The sequence below is a fragment of the Salinimicrobium sp. 3283s genome (assembly GCF_039602225.1).
GTDB lineage: Bacteria > Bacteroidota > Bacteroidia > Flavobacteriales > Flavobacteriaceae > Salinimicrobium > Salinimicrobium profundisediminis.
Window position 1 is genome coordinate 1203419 of record NZ_CP143631.1, and the last position, 20032, is coordinate 1223450.

At 42.7% G+C, this 20032-nt stretch carries 18 protein-coding genes; 7 read left to right on the top strand and 11 right to left on the bottom strand.

The window, feature by feature from the left end; all coding sequences use genetic code 11:
- Positions 1 to 36 precede the first annotated feature (36 nt).
- Together dnaE and VS868_RS05290 are read right to left on the bottom strand one after the other, a co-directional pair.
- Positions 37 to 4419, bottom strand: coding sequence for a DNA polymerase III subunit alpha (gene dnaE / locus VS868_RS05285; protein WP_345599427.1), 4383 nt, complete (start codon positions 4417 to 4419; stop codon positions 37 to 39).
- 214 nt (positions 4420 to 4633) lie between these two features.
- Positions 4634 to 5083: a PA2169 family four-helix-bundle protein gene (locus VS868_RS05290; protein ID WP_345599428.1), complete on the bottom strand. Its 450-nt coding sequence runs from the start codon at positions 5081 to 5083 to the stop codon at positions 4634 to 4636.
- A gap of 242 nt (positions 5084 to 5325) precedes the next feature.
- Here VS868_RS05290 and VS868_RS05295 point away from each other — a divergent pair, with 242 nt between their 5' ends.
- From VS868_RS05295 to VS868_RS05315, 5 genes are all read left to right on the top strand, one after another.
- Positions 5326 to 5895, top strand: a complete 570-nt coding sequence (locus VS868_RS05295) for a 30S ribosomal protein S16 (protein ID WP_266068366.1) — start codon at positions 5326 to 5328, stop codon at positions 5893 to 5895.
- An 18-nt stretch (positions 5896 to 5913) separates the two neighbouring features.
- Positions 5914 to 6438 carry a ribosome maturation factor RimM gene (gene rimM, locus VS868_RS05300; protein WP_345599429.1) on the top strand — a complete coding sequence of 175 codons (525 nt, stop codon included), beginning with the start codon at positions 5914 to 5916 and terminating at the stop codon, positions 6436 to 6438.
- A gap of 181 nt (positions 6439 to 6619) precedes the next feature.
- Positions 6620 to 6961: a four helix bundle protein gene (locus VS868_RS05305; RefSeq protein WP_345599430.1), complete on the top strand. Its 342-nt coding sequence runs from the start codon at positions 6620 to 6622 to the stop codon at positions 6959 to 6961.
- Positions 6962 to 7145: 184 nt separating this feature from the next.
- Positions 7146 to 7877: a methyltransferase gene (locus tag VS868_RS05310; RefSeq protein ID WP_345599431.1), complete on the top strand. Its 732-nt coding sequence runs from the start codon at positions 7146 to 7148 to the stop codon at positions 7875 to 7877.
- A gap of 274 nt (positions 7878 to 8151) precedes the next feature.
- On the top strand, positions 8152 to 9330 hold the full coding sequence (locus tag VS868_RS05315) for an acyl-CoA dehydrogenase family protein (RefSeq protein ID WP_345599432.1): 1179 nt from the start codon (positions 8152 to 8154) through the stop codon (positions 9328 to 9330).
- Positions 9331 to 9599: 269 nt separating this feature from the next.
- Here VS868_RS05315 and VS868_RS05320 read toward each other — a convergent pair whose 3' ends face one another.
- The 7 genes from VS868_RS05320 to trmB form a co-directional block, all read right to left on the bottom strand.
- Positions 9600 to 9938, bottom strand: a complete 339-nt coding sequence (locus VS868_RS05320; RefSeq protein ID WP_345599434.1) for a 2Fe-2S iron-sulfur cluster-binding protein — start codon at positions 9936 to 9938, stop codon at positions 9600 to 9602.
- Positions 9939 to 10004: 66 nt separating this feature from the next.
- Positions 10005 to 11066, bottom strand: coding sequence for an NAD(P)/FAD-dependent oxidoreductase (locus tag VS868_RS05325; RefSeq protein WP_345599435.1), 1062 nt, complete (start codon positions 11064 to 11066; stop codon positions 10005 to 10007).
- 29 nt (positions 11067 to 11095) lie between these two features.
- Positions 11096 to 11341, bottom strand: coding sequence for a NifU family protein (locus tag VS868_RS05330; protein ID WP_228916004.1), 246 nt, complete (start codon positions 11339 to 11341; stop codon positions 11096 to 11098).
- A 2-nt stretch (positions 11342 to 11343) separates the two neighbouring features.
- Complete coding sequence (locus tag VS868_RS05335) at positions 11344 to 12471, bottom strand: Mrp/NBP35 family ATP-binding protein (protein ID WP_266068357.1); 1128 nt, start codon at positions 12469 to 12471, stop codon at positions 11344 to 11346.
- 133 nt (positions 12472 to 12604) lie between these two features.
- Positions 12605 to 12934 (bottom strand): MGMT family protein, encoded by a 330-nt coding sequence (locus VS868_RS05340; RefSeq protein WP_266068356.1) that lies wholly within the window; start codon positions 12932 to 12934, stop codon positions 12605 to 12607.
- The gene (locus tag VS868_RS05345) at positions 12934 to 13557 is read right to left on the bottom strand and encodes a LysE family transporter (protein WP_266068355.1); all 624 of its coding nucleotides are present in this window, start codon (positions 13555 to 13557) and stop codon (positions 12934 to 12936) included. The genes VS868_RS05340 and VS868_RS05345 overlap by 1 nt, the downstream gene beginning before the upstream one ends.
- A gap of 6 nt (positions 13558 to 13563) precedes the next feature.
- Positions 13564 to 14238 carry a tRNA (guanosine(46)-N7)-methyltransferase TrmB gene (gene trmB / locus VS868_RS05350; RefSeq protein ID WP_266068354.1) on the bottom strand — a complete coding sequence of 225 codons (675 nt, stop codon included), beginning with the start codon at positions 14236 to 14238 and terminating at the stop codon, positions 13564 to 13566.
- Between the two features lie 67 nt (positions 14239 to 14305).
- On the opposite strand from trmB, the gene VS868_RS05355 reads away from it, so the two are divergent.
- The gene (locus tag VS868_RS05355; protein ID WP_345599437.1) at positions 14306 to 15364 is read left to right on the top strand and encodes a glycosyltransferase; all 1059 of its coding nucleotides are present in this window, start codon (positions 14306 to 14308) and stop codon (positions 15362 to 15364) included.
- Here VS868_RS05355 and VS868_RS05360 read toward each other — a convergent pair.
- Both VS868_RS05360 and VS868_RS05365 read right to left on the bottom strand, forming a co-directional pair.
- Complete coding sequence (locus VS868_RS05360) at positions 15332 to 16378, bottom strand: ATP-binding protein (RefSeq protein WP_266068351.1); 1047 nt, start codon at positions 16376 to 16378, stop codon at positions 15332 to 15334. The two genes, VS868_RS05355 and VS868_RS05360, sit on opposite strands and share 33 nt — an antisense overlap.
- Positions 16378 to 17067, bottom strand: a complete 690-nt coding sequence (locus VS868_RS05365; RefSeq protein WP_266068350.1) for a response regulator transcription factor — start codon at positions 17065 to 17067, stop codon at positions 16378 to 16380. Before VS868_RS05365 ends, VS868_RS05360 begins: the two co-directional genes overlap by 1 nt.
- Before the next feature lie 188 nt (positions 17068 to 17255).
- On the opposite strand from VS868_RS05365, the gene VS868_RS05370 reads away from it, so the two are divergent.
- Entirely contained in the window at positions 17256 to 20021 is a 2766-nt protein-coding gene (locus tag VS868_RS05370) for an outer membrane beta-barrel protein (protein WP_345599440.1), read from the top strand.
- Positions 20022 to 20032: the final 11 nt, after the last annotated feature.

Below are 20032 nucleotides of genomic sequence, written 5' to 3' on the forward strand. Positions count from 1 at the left end.
AAAAACTCTCCAAAAATGGCATTTTTGGAGAGTTTTTTAATTCAGCTTATACAATACCTGTTGTTCTTCCAGTGCGTTTAATAGTTCCTGGGAAATCCTAACTTTCTGCTTACGGCTTGGCATGTGCAACTTAATTCTTTCCTTCATTTCATACACCACAAAATTAAGCCGGTTCTCCCCGCTGTGATTTCTGAAAATATCAAAAAGAGCATCAATCTTATCCTCCTGAAGTTCATCTATATTCAGTTGAATAGTGAGTTTCTTAGCGTAATTCTCCATTACATCGTGCAGCAACTGAATGTTGTTGAACTGCAACCTTGGCTCTCCTTTTCTACCTGTTTCCCTGTTAGGATAACCCTCTCTAATAAAGATCTTCGCGTGAATAAAATAGTTGGGCACCAGGAAATGGCGGTACTTGAGGTACTCTTCCTTGAACATTCTAAACTCGTACGAATCTGAATAATCTTCTACGATAAAACTGGCCCAGCCCTGCCCCTGTTTATTCACTCTATGCTGTACATCACTAATTACCCCTCCAAAAGTGAGTTCTTTATTAACGGCTTCTTCCAGGTTTTGAAAATCGGCTAAAACGGCGTTACAGAAGTACTTTAATTCGGTCTTAAAATCATCTAGCGGATGCCCGGATATATAGATCCCCACCACTTCTCGCTCCCGCTTCAGTTTTCCCATAGTACCCCATTCTTCGCAGGGAGGCACCACCGGCTCCGGGATTTGCACTTCACTGGTATCACCAAAAAGGCTCACCTGTGCCGAATTTTCATTCTCCTGATATTTGGCTGCATACTTCACTACCTTTTCCAAAAAAGTAATGCCGTCGCCCTCATCATGGAAGTACTGGGCCCTGTGCGTATCGCCAAAGCTGTCAAAACCACCGGCTAAAGCGAGATTTTCAAAAGCCTTCTTATTTGCAGCTCTAAGGTCGATCCTTTTCGCCATATCAAAAATGGACCTGTAAGGACCTTTATCTTTCCTGTTTTCAACTATGGTAGCCACAGCTCCTGCTCCCACTCCTTTAATAGCTCCCATTCCAAAGCGAACAGCGTTTTCCCTGTTAACCGAGAACTTATAGTAGGATTCATTAACATCAGGCCCAAGTACGTTTAACTTCATTCGCTTACATTCTTCCATAAAGAACGTCACCTGCTTAATGTCATTCATATTATTGGAAAGTACCGCCGCCATGTATTCCGCAGGATAATGAGCTTTTAGATAAGCGGTTTGATAGGCAATCCAGGCATAACAGGTAGAGTGGGATTTATTGAAGGCATAAGACGCAAAAGCCTCCCAGTCTTTCCAGACTTTCTCAAGCACTTCCCGCGGATGCCCGTTCTTTTCTCCCCCATCAAGGAATTTTGGCTTCAATTCTTCCAGCAGCGAAAATATCTTTTTACCCATCGCCTTCCGCAAAACATCGGCTTCACCTTTGGTAAAGCTGGCGAGCTTTTGCGACAGCAACATCACCTGCTCCTGGTATACCGTAATTCCGTAGGTTTCTTTGAGATATTCCTCCATCGCCGGCAAATCATAAACGATTTCCTCATCCCCGTGTTTACGTGCAATGAAACTTGGAATATATTCCATTGGCCCCGGCCGGTAAAGAGCGTTCATCGCGATAAGGTCATCAAAGACCGTTGGCTTAAGGTCTTTCATGTGCTTTTGCATCCCGGGAGATTCATACTGGAAAATCCCTACCGTTTCCCCACGTTGGAATAACTCATAAGTCTTCTCATCGTCCAGCGGAAAACTATCGGGGTCAAGGTCAATATCATGTCTGCCCTTTACGATCTTCACAGTGTCCTTAATAAGCGTCAAGGTTTTAAGCCCCAGGAAATCCATTTTTAGGAGTCCGGCACTTTCCACAACCGAGTTATCAAATTGGGTAACATAAAGATCTGAATCTTTAGCAACCGCAACCGGCACAAAGTTGGTAATATCACTTGGTGTAATGATCACCCCGCAGGCATGGATCCCGGTATTTCTAACAGATCCTTCCAGAATCCTCGCCTGGTTAACTGTTTGAGCCTCAAGGTCATCTCCTTCAGCAATATTAAGAAGCTCATTCACCTTATCTACCTCTTCACTCCTAAAGCTACTCCTAATGGTCTTTTCGTCCATTCCGAAGATCTTGGCGAGCTTGGTGTTGGGAATCAGCTTGGCAATCCTGTCGGCTTCATTTAAAGGCAGGTCAAGTACCCGCGCGGTATCCCGAATAGAAGATTTCGCAGCCATGGTACCATAAGTAATGATCTGCGCCACCTGGTTGGCGCCGTATTTCTTGATCACGTAATCCATAACCCTGCTTCGACCCTCATCATCAAAATCAATATCAATATCGGGCATACTCACACGATCGGGATTTAAGAATCTCTCGAAAAGCAGATCGTACTTGATAGGGTCGATATTGGTAATTCCAAGGCAGTAGGCCACCGCACTACCTGCCGCCGATCCCCGTCCCGGTCCCACCGAAACATCCATGTTGCGTGCTTCCCTAATAAAGTCTTCCACGATAAGGAAGTAGCCCGGGTAACCGGTATTTTCAATTACCGAAAGCTCAAAATCGAGCCGCTCCTTAATTGCCGGGGTAATTTCACCATATCGCTTCTCTGCCCCAACAAAAGTAATGTGCTTTAAATAAGCGTTTTCACCTCTCTTCCCTCCATCAACGGCATCTTCAGCCACTACAAATTCTTCAGGAATAGTAAAGGCAGGCAATAAAACATCCCGTGCCAGCTCATAAGGTTCAATCTTATCTACAACTTCCTGAACATTTGAAATTGCTTCCGGCAGGTCTTTGAACAGCGACTTCATTTCATCGCCGCTCTTAAAGTAGTATTCATTATTGGGAAGCCCATAGCGATAACCGCGGCCACGGCCAATTGGCGTAGCCTGTTTTTCACCATCCTTTACACACAATAAAATATCATGCGCATTGGCATCCTCCTGTTCACAGTAATAAGTGTTATTGGTTGCCACCAGCTTCACCTCATGTTTCTTAGCCAGCTCCACTAAAACAGGATTCACCCTGTTCTCATCTTCCTGATTATGGCGCATTAACTCTACATACAGGTCATCTCCAAATTGTTCTTTCCACCAAAGCAGCGCTTCTTCTGCCTGATTTTCACCAACATTCAGGATTTTCCCGGGAACTTCCCCGTAGAGGTTTCCGGTAAGAACAATGATATCCTCCTTATACTGCTGTATCACCTCCCTGTCAATCCGCGGCACGTAGTAAAAACCTTCGGTATAAGCCATAGAAGACATCTTCGCGAGGTTGTGATACCCTTTTTTATTTTTTGCCAGTAGTACTACCTGGTAACCATTATCTTTTCGGCTCTTGTCTTTGCGATTTTCACACACAAAGAATTCACAACCCACAATCGCTTTAAGCTCCCGGGCTGTGGCAGGCTCATTATTTTCGGCGGCGGCTGCATTTTTAGCCTTTACGCCCTTGTTATAAATACCAACTTCTTTTACAAAGTGAAAAGCCCCCATCATATTAGCGTGATCTGTCAGCGCTACGGCCGGCATATTTTGCTTTGCCGCGGCGTTCACAAGATCTTTAATGCTAATGGTAGACTGCAAAATGGAGAACTGGCTGTGGTTATGAAGGTGAGAAAACGCAACTTCATCAAGCTTTTCAAGGTTTTCCTCTATTTCTGCGGAAGAAATTTCAGTCCCTTCTTTATTCTGAAGCCTTTTCCTGATCTCTTCGGAAGCCTTCTTTAGGTTGATGTGTTTTAAACCGATTAGCTCAATGGGCTGCGGATTTACTTCTGAAAAATTCTCGAAATAATCGGGTTTTACATCCAGTTCTTCCGAAGTAAAGATCCTCTTCCTGATAAGTTCAAGAAAACAACGCGTAGTTGCTTCCACATCGGCAGTCGCATTATGGGCTTCAGCAAAGGGCTCATGAAAAAGGAATTCATGCAGCTCAGTCAACGTAGGGAGCTTAAACTTCCCTCCCCTACCACCGGGAATACAACACAACTGTGCAGTTATTTCGGTACAGGTATCCAGCACCGGCAGGTGCTGCAAGGTGTTTTCCATTTGAAGCCGGTGAAATTCGGCTCCCATAATATTCACATCAAAACCTACATTTTGCCCCACTACAAATTTTGAGCGGGAAAGTGCAATATTGAACTTCTCTAGCACTTCCTGCAGGCTCACCCCCTGTTCTAAAGCTAACTCGGTAGAAATCCCGTGCACCTTTTCGGCATCATAGGGAATATTAAATCCTTCGGGCTGCACCAAATAATCCTGATGCTCAACTACCCGCCCCATATCATCGTGTAACTGCCAGGCGATTTGTATACAGCGCGGCCAGTTATCACTATCGGTAAGAGGAGCATCCCAACGCTTGGGAAGACCCGTGGTTTCAGTATCAAAAATAAGGTACATAAAATAATATTTTAGAGGCTTTTAGACTGATTATTAGCACCAACCAAAGCGTTTGAAGCAAATTTCGAATTGGTAAAAGTAAATATAAAAGAACGTATTCTCAGGATAAGTTTTCAGGATTTATTAACGAAAGAGGTGTGCCAAAAAAGGCATTTTTGACACATAAAAAAAGCCCGGGACTGGCCCGGGCTTTATATTCACATTCTAAAATTTACTAATCAAAAGTTTCCTCCAGGTCTTTCACCTGTTTGAAAGTGCGCTCTATAGCATTGCGCTGTTTAATAAGCAGGTTTGCCGTAGAAGGTGCAAAACCGTCTTCTTTAATGATCTTATTGTAATCTTCTACAGCCACTTTTTCTCCCCGCACGGTTTCTTCAAGTATCGCCTCTTCATTGTCTGAAGAAAAGGCTGCTTTTAAATCCATCCAGGCGTGGTGGGCTTTACCGCTAACACTGGTTCCTTTATCGGGAGACTCTCCCAGGTTCTTGATTTCGGTTTTTAACTCATGCCCAAAATCATATCGCTCTTTTGCTTTGGCTTCAAAAAAATCTTTCAGCCGTTGGTTCTTTACGTCTTCTGCCGCTTTTTGAAATCCTTTTTCAGAATCATAATTCTTTTCCAGCAGCTCATTGAGTTTTGACGCCAGGTCTTTTGTCGTGTTCATTTTCATCTTCATTTTTTGGGTTAGCAACTTTTCTTTCTCTCCTAAGATAAGACACAAAAATTAACGCAACCTAATGTTTAACAGGGTTTAGCACTCGTTAACTTTGTAGAAAAATACCTTTTTTTACAGGGCATAGAACATGAAATATATTTTTTCCTAACCACCTCATATACAATAAAAAATAATAGTATCTTTGCCCCCTCATTAATAACCGGGGTCGGGAACCCCACAAATTAATTTTTATGCCTGTAAAGATTAGATTACAAAGACACGGTAAAAAAGGAAAACCTTTTTTCTGGATCGTTGCTGCGGATTCACGCGCAAAAAGAGATGGTAAATTCCTTGAAAAATTGGGAATCTACAATCCAACTACTAACCCTGCAACTATTGACATTGATGTTGACAGTTCTGTAAAATGGTTACAGAATGGTGCACAGCCAACAGATACTGCAAGGGCTATCCTTTCTTACAAAGGAATCCTTCTTAAGAATCACCTTGCCGGTGGTGTAAGAAAAGGTGCTTTGACCGAAGAACAAGCAGAGGAGAAATTCAACGCATGGGTATCGGAAAAAGAAGGAAAAGTTGAAGCTAAAAAAGAGAACCTGAGCAAAGAGCAGGAAGCTGCTAAAGCTAAAGCTCTTGAGGCTGAAAAAGAAGTTAACGCCAAGCGCGAAGCCGAAGCTGCTGCCGCTGCACAACCTGAAGTTGAGGAGAACACCGAAGACCAGGAAGCTGCTGCTGCAAATGAAGTAGACGATGCTACTGCTGCTGAAGCGAATGCTGAAGAAAAACAGGACCAGGCAGGTTCTTAATTTTTTCTCTAACGAGTTATGACAAAAGAAGAGTGTTTCTATCTTGGCAGGATCGTTAGTAAATTCAGTTTTAAGGGAGAGGTATTGATCAAACTCGATACCGATGAACCCGAAAGTTATTTAGAAATGGAATCAGTTTTTGTCGAATATGACAACAATCTGGTTCCATTTTTTATTGAAAGAAGTTCGCTGCAAAAAAGCAACCTCTTACGTGTAAAATTTGAAGAAGTAGATTCTGAAGAGGACGCAGAAGATCTTATGAAATGCGACCTCTATCTGCCACTAAACCTTCTGCCCGAATTAGATGATGATCAATTCTATTTTCATGAAATAATCGGTTTTACCGTAGAAGATGAGATTTACGGCACAGTTGGCACCCTCACCGGAGTCAATGACACCACCACCCAGGCCCTTTTTGAAATAGAAAAAGACGGCAAACAGATCCTCATCCCCATGAACGACCAATTCCTGGTTAAGATGGATAAGAAAAACAAAACCATCTACGTTAAGACGCCCGAGGGACTTATTGATTTATATCTATAATCAATACCCAAGCACCAAATTCCAAATTCCAATTTTTGGGAAATTTGAAGCACCAAATTTCAACTTTTGAAAATTTTCAAATTTCGAATACCAGGCATCAAATCCAAAAGAAAATAAAATTTAAATTCAATCCGAAGCAAAACATAAGGTTCTAAAAAAGCATTTTTTGCTCACTTTAAGTATGAAACCTTATAACCTGGAAGAAAGAACTTTTGAATTTGCAAGACAATGCAGATTATTGGTTTCAAAGCTTCCAAAAACAATTTCAAATATTGAAGACGGAAAGCAACTTATAAGATCGTCGGGATCTGTAGGTGCGAATTACATCGAGGCTAATGAGAAACTGGGGGACAAAGATTTTTCTTTTCGACTTAAAATTGCTAGAAAAGAAGCTAAAGAATCTGCTTATTGGTTAAAACTTTTAAAAGCCTCAAACCCGTCCATTGATTCAGAGATAGAGGAAATTTTCAGGGAAGCAGAGGAACTGCGAAAAATATTATCTGCCATTATTAAGAAATCATAATTAAATTTATTCCTCTCCCTTGGAAATTCGGTTCTTTAACGCGACTTTTTTCTTTTTAGAATTTGGTGTTTGAAATTTACCACATACCTCTCTTTGGAATTTAATGTTTAGCGCTTCATTTACCAATTGGAATTTGGCGCTTGGAATTTGGTGCTTATCTTGCGTCACCAATTAATAATCAGCAATGGAAAGCTTCCTTTTTAAACAATTTAATGTAGAACAAGATAAGTGCGCTATGAAAATCGGTACCGATGGGGTGCTGCTGGGAGCCTGGGCTTCTTTACAGCATAATCCGTTTTCTATTCTGGATATTGGCACCGGCACCGGCGTCATAGCTTTGATGTTGGCACAGCGCAGTAATGCTGAACTCATTGATGCCCTCGAAATTGATGAAGATGCCTACGAGCAGGCAGTTGACAATTTTGAGAACAGCGACTGGGGCGACAGGCTCTTTTGCTATCACGCCGCTTTTGATGAGTTTGTGGAAGAGATGCAGGAAGAAGGTATGGAAGAAGAGGAAAAGTATGAACTCATAATTTCAAATCCGCCATTTTATTCGGCCGATTATTCTTCAGGAGATGCAAAGCGCGACCAGGCAAGATTTGCAGAAGCACTTCCGTTTGACGAACTGCTGGAAGGAGTTTCCCTACTCCTCTCAAAAAGGGGAATTTTCAGCGTCATTATTCCTTATGCTGAAGAAGAAAAATTCCGCTACCTGGCAGCTGACCACGGACTTTTTCCGCAGCGAATAACCCATGTAAAAGGAACTCCCGATTCTCCCGTAAAAAGGAGTCTGCTGGAAATGTCATTTTTGGAAGGTAAGCCAGAAGTCGATGAGCTAGTGATCGAAACCGCCCGGCACCAATACACTCCCGAATATATAGATCTGGTAAAAGATTTTTATTTGAAGATGTAGTTTCTTTAAATCCTTTGATAACCCAGGTTTCGATTCCGAAGGAATCAAATCTTTATAGAAAAAATACAAACATGACATATGCGACCCCGTAGGGGTCGAACGGTCGCGTGAACTATAGCTGTAAAGGTATGAGCCTTTTGGGTCAAGGAAATAGAAATCAATCTTTTTCCATGAATCTAAAGCTTTAGACCTAACAGGTTTTTGAAACCTGTTAGGTCTTTATGGTCTTTCTATGTAAATTTACTATTCCAGACAAAAACTTAAACTACCAACAATGAAAGCAGACCAATTCCAGGCGCCCGATTATTATAATCTTGATGACCTTCTTAGTGATGAACATAAAATGGTACGTGATGCAGCCCGGGAATGGGTAAAGCGCGAAGTTTCTCCCATTATAGAAGAAGCCGCCCAAAAAGCCGAATTTCCGAAGCAGATAATTAACGGCCTTGCCGAAATTGGAGCCTTTGGCCCTTATATTCCTGAAGAATACGGCGGCGCAGGTCTCGACCAGATCTCCTACGGATTAATCATGCAGGAGATAGAAAGAGGCGATAGTGGCGTAAGATCGACAGCTTCTGTACAGTCTTCTTTGGTGATGTATCCTATCTTTAAATACGGGACCGAAGAACAAAAGAAGAAATATCTTCCAAAGCTAGCTTCGGGAGAAATGATGGGATGTTTTGGGCTTACCGAACCCGACCACGGTTCTAACCCCAGCGGCATGACCACCACCTTTAAAGACAATGGAGATCACTACCTGCTTAATGGTGCGAAAATGTGGATCTCTAACGCTCCTTTTGCTGATATCGCTGTTGTATGGGCAAAAAATGAGGAAGGCCGCATCTACGGACTCATTGTAGAACGCGGAATGGAAGGTTTCACAACGCCCGAAACTCATAACAAGTGGTCGCTTCGCGCCAGTGCCACAGGGGAACTGGTCTTTAACAATGTAAAAGTGCCTAAAGAAAACCTGATGCCCGAAAAAAGCGGACTGGGTGCTCCTCTTGGCTGCCTTGACTCTGCACGTTATGGGATTGCCTGGGGTGCAATTGGGGCTGCGATGGATTGTTATGATACAGCTTTACGATACGCAAAGGAACGCGAACAGTTTGGAAAGCCTATTGCGAGTTTCCAGCTACAACAGAAGAAACTGGCCGAGATGATCACAGAGATCACAAAAGCCCAACTACTTGCGTGGAGACTCGGTGTGATGAGGAACGAAGGCACAGCTACCTCAGCACAAATTTCTATGGCTAAAAGGAATAACGTAGAAATGGCTATCAATATCGCAAGGGAAGCCAGGCAGATTTTAGGAGGAATGGGAATTACCGGGGAGTACAGCATTATGCGTCACTCCATGAACCTGGAAAGTGTGATTACCTACGAAGGCACACACGACATTCACCTCTTAATAACAGGGGCAGATATTACAGGAATTCCTGCTTTTCAGTAAAAAAAAGACCTCACAGGTTTTAAAAACCTGTGAGGTCTACTCCAAATTTAAATATCTAAATCAAAACAGGGGCAGCGTTTACAACGCTTGCCCTTTTTGTATTTTTCACAGCATTCGCTCTTCAACTCCACAGGCTTTTTCGCAATCACCCCATCCAGCTTTAGATAATCTTTAGATTTTTGTGAATAGAAAACAATGACATTTAAAATCATGGTACCTGCGATTGTATTACTTCTCAAAAAGGGCAAAAACCGAACCCTTTTTTCAAACTAGTCGGCGTTAAAAGGCGCGATCTTTACTTCCAGCCCATCGAGCTCTTTCTCCATGGGAATTTGACAGCTTAAGCGGCTGTTTTCCTGCACAAAAAAAGCCTGGTCCAGCATCTCCTCTTCTTCATAAGACTTTTCGGGAAGCAGGTGATCTTTGTTCAGCATATAGCACTGGCAGGAGGCACACATGGCCATTCCCCCACAAATACCTACAGTACCTTCGGGTGCGAGCTCGTATGAACGAATCACCTCCATGAGGTTCATGTTCATATCTATAGGCGCATCGACAACGTGCGCTTCTCCTTCGCGATCAATGATTGTAATTTTAATATCTGACATTTGTCAATTATAAAACCTCACAGGTTTCCAAAACCTATGAGGTTTGGTTTTAAATTTCGGTTAAAATTAATTTATACTCTTTACAACTTCCCGTTTGGCCTCTTTCTTACTGCCGTCAAATCCATTCACCCCACTCACCGTGGTGTATTTCATCACGTATTTCTTATCGGGAAATATTTTTTGATAAGCACTCTGGCACATAATGGCCGCTTCATGGAAGCCACACAAAATGAGTTTTAGTTTTCCGGGATAGGTGTTTACGTCTCCAATGGCATAAATCCCCGGAATATTGGTTTGATAATCGTAGCTGTTATCAACCTTGATTGCATTCTTTTCAATTTCGAGCCCCCAATTGGCAATGGGCCCAAGTTTTGGTGAAAGTCCGAATAACGGAATGAAATAATCAGTTTCTTTGATCTCTTCTTCGGAAGCATCTCCTTTGTGGCGGATTACCACTGAATCTAATGCTTCTTCCCCTTTCAAGCCAACTACTTCAGCTTCAGTAATGAGGTTGATTTTTCCTATTTTTGAGAGTTCAGAAACTTTCTCTACTGAATCTAAAGCTCCGCGGAATTCATTTCTTCTGTGAACCAAAGAAACTTCCGAAGCAACTTCAGAAAGATAAATAGCCCAGTCTAAAGCTGAGTCTCCCCCTCCTGCAATTACCACACGCTTGTCGCGGTAATCTTCGGGTTCCTTGATCATATAGGCAACCCCGTTGTTCTCATACTTTGCAATATTAGGAATTGGAGGCTTTCGTGGCTCGAAACTTCCCAGACCACCAGCAATAACTACTACAGGGGCCTGATGTTGCGTACCTTCACTGGTGGTAACGATAAAAGAACCGTCATCCAGCTTCTCTATTGTTTCTGCCCTTTCCCCCAGGGTAAAACCTGGTTCAAACGGGCGAATCTGCTCCATAAGATTATCTACAAGATCTCCCGCCAGTACTTCGGGAAAGGCCGGAATATCATAAATAGGCTTTTTTGGGTAGATCTCTGAACATTGTCCTCCCGGTTGCGGCAGGGCGTCTATGAGGTGACATTTTAATTTTAGTAATCCTGCTTCAAATACGGCGAAAAGACCAGTAGGCCCAGCACCGATGATCAACATATCAGTTTTAATCATTACTTCTTATTTTGTGAATTGGGGAAATGTTATTTTTCAATATTCAGCACCTTTTCAATTTGAGGTACATACCGCTTAATGGTCATTTCAACACCCGATTTCAAAGTCATCGTGTTTACGCTACAGCCCACACAGGCTCCCTGCAACTGAACCTTTACCAGCCGGTCGTCATCTTCTATACTGATAAGGGAGATATCTCCGCCGTCATTCCTAAGGAAAGGCCTTATTTCTTCAAGGGCTCTCTCTACGTTCAATCTAACTTCTTCGCTTGTCATGACTATTTTTTAACTGCACTACAGCCCGCCATAGTGGTGATTTTTATTGCTTCGGTAGGAGGTAAACTGCTATTGCGGTTCACCGTTTCCTGCACTACATTTTGTGTAAGGAGCTCTAAAGCTTTAGATAAAGGGGTATTCTCCTGCAATGCTGCCGGATGCCCAATATCTCCTGCTTCCCTTATGCTTTGCACCAAAGGCAACTGCCCCAAAAATGGCACCTGCAAATCTTCGGCTAAAAGTTTGGCTCCTTCCTTTCCAAAAATGTAATATTTATTATCGGGTAATTCTTCAGGAGTAAAATAGGCCATATTCTCAATGATCCCCAACACAGGAACATTGATGGTCTCCTGCTGAAACATCGCCACTCCTTTCCTTGCATCGGCAAGTGCTACGTTTTGTGGCGTACTCACCACAACGGCACCGGTTAAAGGAAGTGATTGCATGATAGAAAGATGAATATCCCCTGTTCCCGGAGGCAAATCTACCAGCAGGAAGTCGAGTTCGCCCCAGGCTGCATCAAAGATCATCTGGTTCAACGCCTTCGCTGCCATAGGGCCTCTCCATATTACCGCCTGATTTGGCTGTGTAAAGAACCCAATAGACAGCATTTTCACCCCGTGGTTTTCAATAGGTTTCATTTTTGACTTCCCATCTACATTCACAGAAAGGGGTTTTTCTGTCTGCACATCAAACATCATAGGCATAGACGGCCCATAAATATCGGCATCTAAAAGACCTACTTTAAAGCCCATTTTTGCCAGGCTCACCGCAAGGTTTGCAGTGACAGTAGACTTCCCTACTCCACCTTTCCCTGAAGCTACCGCAACAATATTTTTGATACCGGGAATAGACTTCCCTTTAATCTCTGTCTTCTCGGGCGCCTGAACCTTAATATTCACCTTCACCTTGGCTTTTTGATGAACGTGTTCATGAATGGCTTTCATTACATCAACCTCTGCGCGTTTTTTGATATGAAGCGCCGGAGTAGTAAGCAGCAGGTCTACCACCACCTCATCTCCAAAGGTCATAATGTTCTGAACCGCACCACTCTCTACCATATTTTTACCTTCCCCTGAAACAGAAATAGTTTCAAGAGCATTTAATATATCCTTACGATTAAGTTTCATGCTGTATTTCTTGTAATTTCTGAACCTTATGTAGATTCATTCTAAATGCAAATATAAGCTGAAAAGCTAAGATAACGAAGTTATTACCCATTTTTAAGGATCAATAAAATCAATACAAAAATAGCTTAAATTTTTACTGAAGTTCTACCGAAGGATCCCAGAAATAATCCTGAAATCTTACGATTTTATCGTTTATAACCTGCACTCCTTCAGCCTCGAGCATTTGCTGCATTACCCGGGTTCCGGGAAAATGATGTTTCCCTGTAAGCAGGCCATTTCTGTTCACCACCCGATGTGCCGGAATATCTTCCATTTTAGAAGCATTATTCATAGCCCAGCCCACCATTCTCGCACTGCCTTTTGCTCCTAAAAAAGCGGCGATAGCGCCATAGCTGGTTACCCGCCCTTCAGGAATAAGTTTTACCACCTCATACACCCGTTCAAAAAAGGAAGTTTCTGTCATTACTGCAAATAGATCCTAATGAAGGTAATGATCAGCAAGACCAGCATAAGAGCTGCCATGAAGTAGTTGGAATATTTTACAAAAAAAGTCCCCTCAGCTTCTATCTTGGTGAAAAACAACGCATAAAAGTAAAGGGTTGTAAACGTACCCAGAGAAGCTCCCAGTACAAATGCGGTATTGTTAAGCGGGTGATATTCTACAGCGCCATTTACATTAAGTGCAGCAGCAAGTGCCACAAAAAATGGAATGGGAAAAATATTTAGTACGCCTATCATCATTCCCTTTAGCACACTTCTTAGCCCGGAGGTTGGATGAACCTCTACCTCTTTCTTTTTTCGTTGTGCCATTACGAGAAAATAGAACATCATGATCAAAAAGATCACGAGCCCGGCCCGCAAGAGCACATTGTTAATATAGGCATTGTCAAAGATATAGCGCGCCAGCATGACCGCGATCAACGCCTGTAGCATAACGATCACAGATGCACCAATAGCCATGTAGATGCCGTTCTTTTTACCTCTTTTGACACAGGTTTTGGCAACACTCATATTCACAAGTCCCGGGGGAACTACCCCCAGCAGCGCTGCAAAATAGGTAATAAGGAAAATTTTAGTTTCCTCCAATGCTGGTTATTTTATCCTAAACTGTACGTAAGTTATGGGTTTTCCCTGCTCAAGATACTGTTTTTCATAAAAAGTCTGTATCCCGGTAACTTCTTTTGGAGAATACTCGTTTTTATACACGTTGTGGTTGGCCTGTACCACCTCATGACCTTCGCCATGGAGTAGACCAAGTGTATAGCCGTGCATAAATTCACTATCTGTTTTAAGGTTGACCAGGCCTTGTGGTTTCAGGATCTTCTTATATCTCTGAAGAAATTCGGAATTGGTCATTCTATGCTTGGTACGCTTGTATTTTATTTGTGGATCGGGGAAAGTAATCCAGATTTCATCTACTTCATTTTCCGCAAACAGCAAATCAACCAGCTCTATCTGGCTTCTCAAAAAGGCCACATTTTGAAGTCCTTCTTCCAGGGCTGTTTTCGCACCCCGCCAAAAACGGGCTCCTTTTATATCAATCCCAATAAAGTTCTTCTCCGGATAGGCTTCAGCAAGAGCCACGCTATATTCCCCTTTTCCGCAGCCCAGTTCAAGTACTATAGGCTTATCGTTTTTAAAGAAGTCGCTGCTCCACTTCCCTTTCAGGATAAATTCTCCATCTACCACCTCTTCCCGTGTGGGCTGTACCACATTAGAAAAGGATTCGTTTTCTCTAAACCGCTTTAATTTATTCTTACTTCCCACCTGAAAATTTAATATTTTGGTAAAATTAAAGAAAATCCCCCACAGGCCTTTCAATTATATCTGATTTATGCGAAGTAGACGAATTTTGGTTGCGCCAATTAACTGGGGGTTAGGTCATGCCACACGATGCATCCCTATTATTGAAAAACTTGAAGAACAGGGATTTACTCCCATCATAGCTTCAGATGGAGCAGCACTTGACCTTCTTAAAAAGGAGTTTCCGCATTTGCAGGCATTTGAATTACCTTCTTACAATATCACCTACACCAGAAAGGGAAGCTTTTTAAAATGGAAGCTGCTTTTAGACAGCCCACATATCCTGAAAAACATCAAAAAGGAAAAACAGGCCACTGAGATCCTGGTGCAAAAATTAAAACTTCACGGAATAATTTCGGACAGCCGGTTTGGGGTGCGGCACCCGCATGTACCAGGCGTTTTTATCACCCACCAGTTGAATGTACTCTCGGGGACAACCACTTTCTTCAGCAGTTGGCTTCACCAGAAGTATATAAAACAATATGATCAATGCTGGATTCCCGACACTCCCGGCAGGCCAAACCTAAGCGGAATTCTTGGACATCCAAAAAGGGCATTTTCAGAAGTAAATTATCTAGGGGTGATGAGCAGGTTTAAAAAAGAAAAAATACCTCGGAAGTATGATTACATGGTATTATTGTCAGGCCCCGAACCCCAGAGAAGCATTCTCGAAGAAATTCTTCTAAAGGAGTTCAGCAAATCTTCCGGAAGTATCCTCTTTATAAGAGGGGTTGTAGATGAAAGCACTGCTGATTTCAATACACCAAATCTCACTGTAAGAAACTATCTCTTTGGCAGGGAACTGGAACAGGCACTTAACAGTAGCGAAGTGGTAGTGGCAAGATCGGGATATACCACCCTTATGGATCTTGCCCGGCTCGAAAAAAAGGCCTTTTTCATACCTACACCCGGCCAGTTTGAACAGGAATACCTGGCTGATAGAATGCGCAAATTAGGTTTTGCACCATCGTGCAGGCAGGAAGAATTTAATCTGGAAATGCTGGTTACAGTAAAAGATTATTCGGGGTTAAAGGATCCTGGCTTTGTTTGTGATTTCTCAAAGCTTTTTGGCCTTTTTAAGGGTGAATGAAAATTCACTTCCCATACCGTAAGTACTTTCTACAAAGATTCTCTCCTTATGTGCCTCAAGCAGGTGCTTTACAATGGCCAGGCCAAGCCCCGAGCCTCCTTCTTTACGCGATCCGCTTTTGTCTACCCGGTAAAAGCGCTCAAATAACCTCGGAATATGCTCTTTTTGGATCCCCTCTCCATTGTCGCTTACTCTTATTATGATCTTCTTCTTGGAGTGATCTTCAATAGATACTTCTGTAGTCCCGTCGTTCTTACCGTATTTGATAGAATTCACGATGAGGTTGGTCATCACCTGCTGAATTCTTTCTTTATCGGCTTTAACCCACACAGGAGCATAAGGAGTTTCAAATGTGAGGGTGATATTCTTCTTTGCGGCTTTCATCTCCAGGAGGTCAAAGACATTCTGAACTACCTCAACAATGTTAAATACTTCAGGTTTAAGACTGAGCTCTCCGGTTTCCAGTTTAGTGATCATATCCAGATCCTGAACAATGTAAACCAGTCGCTCCACCCCTTTGGCTGCTCTTGAAAGATACTGCTTTCGCACATTTTTATCTTTCATAGCTCCATCAAGCAAGGTCTCAATATATCCCTGAACTGTGAATAAAGGGGTTTTGAGTTCGTGAGAGATATTGCCCATAAATTCTTTCCGGTAGGAATCACGCACTTTTAAAGCTTCGATTTCGAGTTTTTTCCCTTCAGCAAATTTCTGCACTTCCTGCGATAGGCTGGTCATATCTGTAGTCACCTGCTCAGGGTTAAGTGGGGTAGCACTAAGCATACTCACATTCTCGTATATCTTCTTTATCTTTTTATAAATAAAGGCCTCAACCCGGTACTGAATGATGAGAAATGAAAAAATAAAACACGAAAAACCATAGAGCAGAAGTGCCCACTCTGAATATGCATCGTGAATAATGAGAAAAACAGCCGAAATCCCAGTAAGGAAGAGTGACACATAAATTGATGTCTTTATTGCAAACCTATATGAGCGCCTAAAACCTTTAGCCATTACTCTACAAACTTATACCCCACACCTTTAATGGTCTGGATGCTCTCACCTCCAAGTTTTTCCCTGAGTTTTCTAATATGCACATCAATAGTACGACCGCCTACAACCACCTCATTGCCCCAAACCCGTTCAAGGATCTCATCTCTCTGAAAAACCCGTCCGGGTTGTGATGCCAATAAGAATAATAGCTCAAATTCCTTCCGGGGCAACATCACCTCTTCCCCGCCTTTTACAACTTTGTATTCTTCCCTGTTGATCTCGAGGTTTCCGGCAGTAATAATCTCTGCTTTCCCTCCGGCTTCCCCTCCGTTAAACCGGCGCAGCAAGGCCTTCACTTTACTTATAAGCACTTTCGGTTTTATGGGTTTAGTGATATAATCATCGGCACCAGCGTCAAATCCGGCCATTTGAGAGTAATCTTCTCCCCTGGCGGTAAGAAAAGTAATCATGCTGTTGGTAAGCTCCGGTTCTTTTCGCATTTGAATGCAGGTTTCTATACCATCCATTTCAGGCATCATTACATCTAAAATAATAAGATGAGGATGGTTTTCTTTGGCAACTTTTAAAGCCTGTTTACCATTTTCTGCAGTTACTACCCGGTAACCTTCAGCAGCTAAATTATACCTTATAATCTCAATGATATCGGGCTCATCATCGACCAAAAGGATGCAAATGTCATTTGTTTTCATGGGTGTGGTTAATTTACCCTGTAAAAGTAAAGATAATAATTATGCCGCCTCCCACTCCCATTCATTGATAACCTTCTGTTAACCTTAAATTTAATTAGTCATAACCTTTAGTTGATCTATTGGTAATTTTCAGCTAACGCCATAGTTACATTGCACAGTTTTCTTTGCGGCATAGAAAATTGACAAAAATGAGACTTCTTTTGATTGGTGCCGCAGTACTCCTTTCCTTTTCAAACCTGTTGGCACAGGAGACACAACACACCGGTAGCATTGCCGGGAAATTAACTGACAAGGAAATGCAGGGCGAACCCCTCCCCTTTGCAAATGTACTCGTGAAAGGCACAGGTACAGGTGGAACTACTAACGTAAACGGACTTTTTGAAATAGAAAATCTTGAACCCGGAAGCTACACTGTTGCCTTTAGCTTTGTAGGATACGAACAGCTCGAAATCCCCAATGTGCGGGTAGAACCGGGTAAAGTAACAGAAATAAACACTCAACTTGGAACCACTGCTTCTTCCCTGGATGAAGTTGTTATTTCTACGGTATCAAGGGCCGATTCTGAAGTGGCACTGCTATTAGAGCAGAAAAATGCCATTACAATAAAACAGGCTATTGGCGCTGAAGAACTGTCAAGAAAAGGGATCAATAACGTAGAGCAGGGCCTCTCCAAGGTCTCTGGCATTAGCATGGTGGGAGACAGGGGTATTTTTGTAAGGGGATTGGATGACCGTTATAATTTTCTAACGATGAACGGACTTCCCGTAGCATCTTCAGACCCCGATTTTAAAATTATTCCGCTTAGTTACATCGCCACCAACATTGTGAGCTACGTAGATGTTTATAAAACCTTCAGCCCTTCGCTGTATCAGGATTTTGCGGGCGCAACTTTTAATGTCAACACCATCACCGCAGCTTCAAAGCCCGCTACCACTGTAACTGCTGGAGTCAATTACAACACCAATTCTACTTTTGAAGATTACAATATCGATAACAGCAGTGATTTGGAATACCTGGGATATACGGGAAACAGTAGGGAACTACCTGCCGCACCCGCTCAATCTCCCAGTCCATTTTCAACTTCCTGGACTCCTGAAAAAATTACTGCCCCACTGGCTACTACTCTTGGAATAACTCATGGGCAACGCCTGGTAAACGGAGACAAACAATCTCTGGGTATATATTTTGGTATGAACTATCGCAATTCTTACGAGAAGAAAAACGGGGTAGAACGCACATTAAATTCTGAAGGCACCGCAGGGCAGGATTTCTCTACCACAAACTATGATTTCTCCACACGAAAATCAGCTTTACTGGCACTTGATTACGACAGGTTTGATATGCTGAAGCTGAACTTCAATACCATTTACCTTCAGAATACATCCAATTTTATAAGGGAAGCATATGGGAGGAATGACGGATTTACCCAGCTTAACAACAGAGATTTCTTTATCCGTGACATTCGGTATACAGAAAATGACATGCTCACCTTTCAGCTGTTGGGTGACCTGGAATGGAACAACAAAAAACATCAACTGCATTTTGGCGGCTCTACAGGAATAGGCAACAATAATGTGCCCGATCGCAGGGTGCTGCGCGCTGCCGGCACAGGGGAAGATGCAGAATACATTACCACAAATGGCATTAATCCCTTCAGGTTCTATCAGGAGCTGGAGAACGTTAGCTTTAGTTCCCGCCTTGAGTACGAGTTGGGAATTCAGAAAAAAGAAGACAACACCTTCTCCACAAAAATTAAGATAGGGCATAATTTCGACGGAATAAATTACGATTTCTTCACCCGCACAATCACAGCACAGGTCAGTTCGGCTAACTTGCCAAACCTGAATACCAATGATCCTGAAGCTTTCTTCCAACAAGGTTTATCTGAAGGATTTCTGGAATATGCAGGCAATTTTGCCCCTACACCACCCGACATTCAGGTGGAGCAATACATACACGCCGGGTATTTCATCTTTTTAAAGGAATGGGACAATATACTACTTGATGTGGGCGTACGCGCTGAATATGCACCTAGAGAAATCACTTATAAAAAAGCTCTCGATACTAAGTTCAGTAAGATCACCTATGAACCCTTCGATATTAGCCCTGCCCTCAACATCAGGTACCAACTTACCGAAACCTCTAACCTGAGGCTGGCGACATCTATCACCACTACCCGCCCCAGGATGAGAGAGATCTTGCCTACAATTTACCAGGATGGGGATGGCAACCAGGTAATAGGGAACCCCGATCTTTTAAATTCCCGCAACTACAATTTAGACCTGAAATATGAGTTCTTTCCAACTAACAGCGAATTACTGGCGGTAACCGCCTTTGCTAAATATCTCCAGGACCCCATAGAGCGTTTGGCCCGTGCCACCTCTGTAGGCTACAGAACTTATTTCGATAATTTTGAGGAAGCTGTTCTCTACGGAATAGAAGCCGAAGCCAGGTTCAATGCCGGAAGCCTCTTCAAAAATGCCATTTTTGACAGGTTATCTGTAGGCTTTAACGGAATTCTGATGGATTCTCGTGCAACTGCCGAAGAGAACAACCCCCGATTTGCAGCAGTAACCAATAAAGACCGAAAACTGCAGGGAGCATCAAACTGGGGGATCAATGCCGATCTACTTTACCAAATTTTTAAGCGCGGCAATACAGAGTCTTCCCTAAACCTCATTTACAACACTTTTGGAAAAAGAATATATGCCGTAGGTGTAGAAGGAGCCGATGAAATCTACGAAAAGCCTGTTGATCAACTTGACCTGGTGTGGACCACCCAATTCAACAAAAGCTGGGGACTCAAATTAACCGCGAGAAATCTTCTCAACGAAAAGACCATGTTCTTCCAGGATCCCACCCGCGAAATAAGGTTCCCTGATAAGTTCAGCAACACTATAGAATCATTTGATACCGGCACCACCTATGGAGCCTCCATCACCTTTAAATTTTAAACTTAAATATT